Here is a 6,454-nt window from a genome sequence, read left to right on the forward strand (position 1 = left end):
TAACCCTCCTTCAAATTTTCAACGCAGTAAATGATAAAGAAAAACTTTTCAAGATCCACTCTGACTCACCTAAAGCTTGCCCACTTGGTGGCAAGATCGAAGGCCTCTTAACCAACCACTTCCTAAAAGCACAAGAAGCTTTAGAGGATAGTTTAAGGAGTATTACTTTACAAGATCTATTAGATGAGCTTATTAATTTATAAAATTTAAAAAGTAGATAAACTAAGTTATAGAATTTAAAAAGTAGGCTGATATATAAAAAACCAATCTATTTTTTATTAGGAACGCTATGCGCTCCTAACTATTTTTATATACTTTATGTAAGAATTTTTATAAATTTCTAGATTTATTACTCTTTGCTCTTCTCTTTTTTAGCTTTACTCTTTTTCTCTGCTTTATCTTTTAGCTTTTCTTTCTTATCTTTTATCTCTTTTATACTATCATCTTTAGCACTATCTTTTTTCTCTTTTGCTTCATCACTCTTTTTACTTGCTTTTTCTTTTATCTCATCTTTTTTAGATTTTATTTTTGATTTTGTGTCATCTATCTTTGTAGTGCCTGATACTGATATATCTGATTTTAAATTTTCAAATGTCTTATCGCCTATACCATTTACATTTTTTATATCTTCTATTGAGTTAAATTTATTTGCTTTTCTATACTCTATTATTGCATCTGCCTTTGAAGAACCTATACCATCTAAGCTCATTAACTCTTCTTTTGTGGCAGTGTTTAAATTTATGGCTGCTAGTAATGTAGAAGCTGCTGCTAATAGTGAGAATATAATCTTTTTCATTTTTGTCCTTTTTGGGTAAATTTGGGTTTGGAGTCTATCATATTTGGTGTTTTTAGTCAACACTCGTATAAAAGTATAAACTAAGAGATATTTATAAGCATAGAGATAAAGAGTCTGATTATTTAAAAATATAAATAAATGTAAGATTTGATATTTTATTATAAATTAAGAAATAAATATTAAAAGATGATTGTTTAGATAAAGAAGATTAAAAATTAACAAAGCCCGCAACGACCTACTTTTCCAACATCCCAGTAAGGGAGAGTATCATCAGCCAGGACGAGCTTAGCTTCTTGGTTCGAGATGGAGCAAGGCGTTTCCTCGTCTGTATAGTAACGGGCAGTGTTAAATAAAAGATATATCATATAAATCTCTTATTTAACACTACTTGATAAAGTTAAAAGTCATAAACAAAGTTTTATAAAAACATATCTTATTAAGTTTTTATCCTTAACAAGGAAGTGATGCTTATTAAAAGATAAGCAGACGAGCTATTAGTACTGGTCAGCTAAAGGACTTTCATCCATTACACACCCAGCCTATCAAACACATAGTCTATATGAGCTCTTAAAAGAAGATTCATCTTGGAGTTGGCTTCCTGCTTAGATGCTTTCAGCAGTTATCACATCCCAACATAGCTACCGAGCGGTGCTCTTGGCAGAACAACTCGTACACCAGTGGTTGGTTCGACCCGGTCCTCTCGTACTAGGGTCAACTCTCCTCAATCTTCTTGCGCCCACGGCAGATAGGGACCGAACTGTCTCACGACGTTCTGAACCCAGCTCGCGTACCGCTTTAAATGGCGAACAGCCATACCCTTGGGACCTGCTCCAGCCCCAGGATGCGATGAGCCGACATCGAGGTGCCAAACCTCCCCGTCGATGTGAGCTCTTGGGGGAGATCAGCCTGTTATCCCCGGGGTACCTTTTATCCTTTGAGCGATGGCCCTTCCACACAGAACCACCGGATCACTAAGACCGACTTTCGTCTCTGCTTGACGTGTATGTCTCGCAGTTAAGCTGGCTTATGCCTTTATACTCTACGAACGATTTCCAACCGTTCTGAGCCAACCTTTGTAAGCCTCCGTTACATTTTGGGAGGCGACCGCCCCAGTCAAACTACCCACCAGACATTGTCCTACTTGAGGATAACTCAAGCTAGTTAGCTATCAGAATAAAAAAGAGTGGTATCTCAACAACGGCTCACCATAAACTGGCGTCTATGGATCAAAGCCTCCCACCTATCCTGCACATTTTTATCCCAATAGCAGTGTCAAGCTGTAGTAAAGGTCCACGGGGTCTTTCCGTCTTGCCGCGGGTAGGAGGAATTTTCACCTCCACTACAATTTCACTGGATCCCTCTTCGAGACAGCTCCCATCTCGTTACGCCATTCATGCAGGTCGATATTTAATCGACAAGGAATTTCGCTACCTTAGGACCGTTATAGTTACGGCCGCCGTTTACTCGGGCTTCGATCAAACGCTTCGCAGAGCTAACGTCATCAATTAACCTTCGAGCACCGGGCAGGCGTCACACCCTATACATCCTCTTACGAGTTAGCAGAGTGCTGTGTTTTTGGTAAACAGTCGGGAGGGACTCTTTGTTGTAACCTTCAATGCTTACGGAGTAAATCCTTCACAAAGTTAGGCACACCTTATACCGAAGATACGGTGCTATTTTGCAGAGTTCCTTGAAGAGAGTTCTTCCACGCGCCTTAGAATACTCATCCCACCCACCTGTGTCGGTTTACGGTACGGGCAACTATAACTAAACTTAGAAACTTTTCTTGGCTCGACAGTATCGGCAATTCGCTATCCATTCCGAAGAACTTCAAACGCCTGTGGGGTCTCGGCTTAAAAAGATCCGGATTTGCCTGGATCTTAACCTACACCTTTCGACTAGCACTACCATCCGCTAGCTTGCTTAACTCTAAGCGTCCTTCCATCGCACATTATAGTTGGCATTGGAATATTAACCAATTTTCCATCGCATACCCCTTTCGGACTTTGCTTAGGACCCGGCTAACCCTACGATGACGAGCATCGCGTAGGAAACCTTGGGTTTACGGCGTTGGGGATTCTCACCCCAATTATCGCTACTCATGCCTGCATGCTCACTTGTATTCGCTCCAGCACTCCTTACCGGTATACCTTCAACGCAAATACAACGCTCTCCTACCACTTAGTAAAACTAAGTCTAAAGCTTCGGTACTCATTTTAGCCCCGTTATATTTTCCGCGCAGAATCACTAGACCAGTGAGCTATTACGCTTTCTTTAAAGGATGGCTGCTTCTAAGCCAACCTCCTGGTTGTTTAAGTAACTCCACATCGTTTTCCACTTAAATGAGATTTAGGGACCTTAGCTGTTAGTCTGGGTTGTTCCCCTCTCGACGACGGATTTTATCACTCGCCGCCTGACTGCCATGATTACACACTAGGTATTCGGAGTTTGATAGGGTTTGGTACATTGGTGTATGCCCTAGCCCATTCAGTGCTCTACCCCCCAGTGTTACTACATGACGCTATACCTAAATATATTTCGGAGAGAACCAGCTATCACGATGTTTGATTGGCCTTTCACCCCTATCCACAAGTCATCCCATAGCTTTTCAACGCTAGCGGGTTCGGTCCTCCACCGGCTCTTACACCGGTTTCAACCTGCTCATGGATAGATCACATCGTTTCGGGTCTGCAACGTCTGACTAAACGCCCTATTAAGACTCGCTTTCGCTACGGCTCCGGGTTTCCTTAACCTCGCCAGACATCACAACTCGCAGGCTCATTATGCAAAAGGCAGTCCATCACCCTGATAAATCATAGGGCTCTGAATGATTGTAAGCAAATGGTTTCAGGTTCTATTTCACTCTGATCACCTCAGTTCTTTTCACCTTTCCCTCACGGTACTTGTGCACTATCGGTCTAGTAGTAGTATTTAGGGTTGGATAGTGGTCTACCCAGCTTCAGACAGAATATCACGTGTTCCGCCCTACTCAGGATACTGCTAAGTAAAACAAAGCTTTCATATACGGGAGTATCACCCTCTATGCTTAATCTTTCCAAATTATTCTATTAGCTAAGTTTAGTCTATATTGCAGTCCTACAACCCCGTTAGTAAACTAACGGTTTGCCCTCTTACGCGTTCGCTCGCCGCTACTAGCGTAATCTCTTTTGATTTCTTTTCCTGAGGGTACTAAGATGTTTCAATTCCCCTCGTTCGCTCCATATTAGGTAGTTAAGCTCGCGCTTAACTGGGTTGCCCCATTCAGAAATTCCCGGATCAAAGCCCCTTGACGGCTCCCCGAGACTTATCGCAGCCTGGCACGTCTTTCATCGCCTCTACTAGCCAAGGCATCCACCACTTGCTCTTTGTAGCTTACCTTTTCTATATTAGATTATTCTAATTCGCATCACTTCCTTGTTAAAGATAACTTTATGTTACTATATTTAAATTCTAGCTCTCAAGACGGAAAGCATTGACTACTATTTAGATAAGTTTTAAATCCTAAATAGATTGTGATGTCAAACTTTTGCATTAAATGCAAAGAGAATAGAAATTTAAATCTTTAACAAGTCCTGTAAAATTGTTTTTAAAACTTGCTTGTGACTATTAACAATATTAATTAAAAGAACATTTAGACAAAAGTCTAATTAGAAAGTTTAATTTTTAAGCTCTCTAATTAGACTTAATATAGTTAAACTATTTTATGGTGGAGAATAGCGGGATCGAACCGCTGACCTCCTGCGTGCAAAGCAGGCGCTCTCCCAGCTGAGCTAATTCCCCAATTAAATTCTCTGGTGGGCCTAACAAGACTTGAACTTGTGACCTCACCCTTATCAGGGGTGCACTCTAACCAGCTGAGCTATAGGCCCCTATAGGTCTATCAATCTTTCAAAACTAAACAAGGATGATTGAGAATATCTTTCTTATAGATATCTTGTGAGAGAATATCTATATGTACTCTAGAAAGGAGGTGATCCAACCGCAGGTTCTCCTACGGTTACCTTGTTACGACTTCACCCCAGTCGCTGATTCCACTGTGGACGGTAACTAATTTAGTATTCCGGCTTCGAGTGAAATCAACTCCCATGGTGTGACGGGCGGTGAGTACAAGACCCGGGAACGTATTCACCGTAGCATGGCTGATCTACGATTACTAGCGATTCCGGCTTCATGGAGTCGAGTTGCAGACTCCAATCCGAACTGGGACATATTTTATAGATTTGCTCCATCTCGCGATATTGCTTCTCATTGTATATGCCATTGTAGCACGTGTGTCGCCCCGGACATAAGGGCCATGATGACTTGACGTCGTCCACACCTTCCTCCTCCTTACGAAGGCAGTCTCATTAGAGTGCTCAGCCGAACTGTTAGCAACTAATGACGTGGGTTGCGCTCGTTGCGGGACTTAACCCAACATCTCACGACACGAGCTGACGACAGCCGTGCAGCACCTGTCTTAACATTTCTGCAAGCAGACACTCTTCTATCTCTAGATGATTTGTTAGATATCAAGTCCGGGTAAGGTTCTTCGCGTATCTTCGAATTAAACCACATGCTCCACCGCTTGTGCGGGTCCCCGTCTATTCCTTTGAGTTTTAATCTTGCGACCGTACTCCCCAGGCGGTATACTTAATCCGTTAGGTGCATTACTGCCAAGACTAGCTTAGCAACAACTAGTATACATCGTTTAGGGCGTGGACTACCAGGGTATCTAATCCTGTTTGCTCCCCACGCTTTCACGCATTAGCGTCAGTTGAGTTCCAGCAGATCGCCTTCGCAATGGGTATTCCTGGTGATCTCTACGGATTTTACCCCTACACCACCAATTCCATCTGCCTCTCCCTCACTCTAGATTACCAGTTTCCCAAGCAGTTCTATGGTTAAGCCATAGGATTTCACAAGAGACTTGATAATCCGCCTACGCGTCCTTTACGCCCAGTGATTCCGAGTAACGCTTACACCCTCCGTATTACCGCGGCTGCTGGCACGGAGTTAGCCGGTGCTTATTCGTTAGGTACCGTCATTGTTCTTCCCTAACAAAAGGAGTTTACGCTCCGAAAAGTGTCATCCTCCACGCGGCGTTGCTGCTTCAGGGTTTCCCCCATTGAGCAATATTCCCTACTGCTGCCTCCCGTAGGAGTCTGGACCGTGTCTCAGTTCCAGTGTGACTGATCATCCTCTCAGACCAGTTATGCGTCATAGCCTTGGTGAGCCATTACCTCACCAACTAGCTGATACAATATAGCCTCATCCTACACCGAAAAACTTTCCCTATCTAACTTATGTAAGATAGGAGTATAGAGTATTAGCAGCCGTTTCCAACTGTTGTCCTCTAGTGTAGGGCAGATTAGCTATACATTACTCACCCGTGCGCCACTAACTCATAAGAGCAAGCTCTTACTTGTCCGTTCGACTTGCATGTATTAGGCACGCCGCCAGCGTTCACTCTGAGCCAGGATCAAACTCTCCATATTAATTACCTAGCAAAATTTATTTGATAGGATTTTATTATGAAGTTTTTAATCAAAAAAACTTTTAGTTTTATTTATTGGTTTGTCTAATCTATTATAAATTATAAAATAATAGACTGGCTCAATCGATCACTTGTTTAGATTTCAAAGATTGACTAATAGTTTAACAATTGTAAGTTAAAAGAAC

2 protein-coding genes, 2 tRNA genes and 3 rRNA genes are annotated in these 6,454 nt (G+C 42.2%); 1 reads left to right on the forward strand and 6 read right to left on the reverse strand.

Annotated elements, in window-relative coordinates:
• A partial coding sequence (locus CVS92_RS09195) for an Rrf2 family transcriptional regulator (protein WP_219808382.1) occupies positions 1 to 203 on the forward strand: 203 nt, incomplete at its 5' end.
• A 146-nt stretch (positions 204 to 349) separates the two neighbouring features.
• Here the strand turns inward: CVS92_RS09195 and CVS92_RS09310 are convergent.
• The 6 genes from CVS92_RS09310 to CVS92_RS08555 form a co-directional block, all read right to left on the reverse strand.
• A complete protein-coding gene (locus tag CVS92_RS09310) occupies positions 350 to 796 on the reverse strand; it encodes a helix-hairpin-helix domain-containing protein (protein ID WP_107789166.1) in 447 nt (148 codons plus the stop codon).
• A gap of 222 nt (positions 797 to 1,018) precedes the next feature.
• Positions 1,019 to 1,137 (reverse strand): 5S ribosomal RNA (gene rrf, locus CVS92_RS08535).
• A 133-nt stretch (positions 1,138 to 1,270) separates the two neighbouring features.
• Positions 1,271 to 4,174 (reverse strand): 23S ribosomal RNA (locus CVS92_RS08540).
• 326 nt (positions 4,175 to 4,500) lie between these two features.
• Positions 4,501 to 4,576, reverse strand: a tRNA-Ala gene (locus CVS92_RS08545).
• A 12-nt stretch (positions 4,577 to 4,588) separates the two neighbouring features.
• Positions 4,589 to 4,665: transfer RNA gene (locus CVS92_RS08550), tRNA-Ile, on the reverse strand.
• Positions 4,666 to 4,759: 94 nt separating this feature from the next.
• Positions 4,760 to 6,270: ribosomal RNA gene (locus CVS92_RS08555) — 16S ribosomal RNA — on the reverse strand.
• The 16S, 23S and 5S rRNA genes sit together here with 2 tRNA genes alongside, the layout of an rRNA operon.
• Positions 6,271 to 6,454 lie beyond the last annotated feature (184 nt).

The sequence above is a fragment of the Campylobacter concisus genome (assembly GCF_003048555.1).
GTDB lineage: Bacteria > Campylobacterota > Campylobacteria > Campylobacterales > Campylobacteraceae > Campylobacter_A > Campylobacter_A concisus_AO.

What these genes read in the sequence shown, in the direction of transcription:
- CVS92_RS09310 (WP_107789166.1), bottom strand. Translation starts at nt 796, where the DNA reads ATGAAAAAGATTATATTCTCACTATTAGCAGCAGCTTCTACATTACTA.